This is a genomic window from Planobispora rosea (genome assembly GCF_014648175.1).
In the GTDB taxonomy this organism is placed as follows: Bacteria; Actinomycetota; Actinomycetes; order Streptosporangiales; family Streptosporangiaceae; genus Planobispora; species Planobispora rosea.
Genome location: NZ_BMQP01000157.1, coordinates 1 through 503, shown reverse-complemented (window position 1 = coordinate 503; position 503 = coordinate 1). Strand labels below are relative to the sequence as shown.

Genomic DNA, 503 nt, shown 5'->3' with positions numbered 1-503 from the left:
GCACCGGCACGACCTCCTCGCCGAGGATGTCGAGCTGCTCCAGCACGGTCTTCAGCGGCAGGCCGGCGTGGTCGATGAGGAACAGCTGGCGCTGGTAGTCGCCCACGTAGTCGCGGAAGGTGAGGGTGCGGTCGATGACCTGCTGCGGGCTGCCCACGGTCAGCGGGGTCTCGGCCATGAAGTCCTCCAGCGAGGGGCCGTGGCCGTACACGGGGGCGTTGTCGAAGTAGGGACGGAACTCGCGCACCGCGTCCTGGCTGTTGGTGCGCATGAACACCTGCCCGCCGAGGCCGACGATCGCCTGGTCGGCCGAGCCGTGGCCGTAGTGCTCGAAGCGCTGCCGGTAGAGGCCGACCATCCGCTGGGTGTGCTCTTTGGGCCAGAAGATGTGGTTGTGGAAGAAGCCGTCGCCGTAGTAGGCGGCCTGTTCGGCGATCTCCGGGCTGCGGATCGAGCCGTGCCAGACGAACGGCGGCACGCCGTCGAGCGGCCGGGGCGTCGAG

Annotated in this window: 1 protein-coding gene; it reads right to left on the bottom strand. The window is 69.2% G+C overall.

Features of this window, described 5'->3' with window-relative positions; all coding sequences use genetic code 11:
• Positions 1–503, bottom strand: a 503-nt coding sequence (locus IEZ08_RS39210; RefSeq protein ID WP_189244268.1) for an LLM class flavin-dependent oxidoreductase, incomplete at both ends; no start/stop codon positions are given.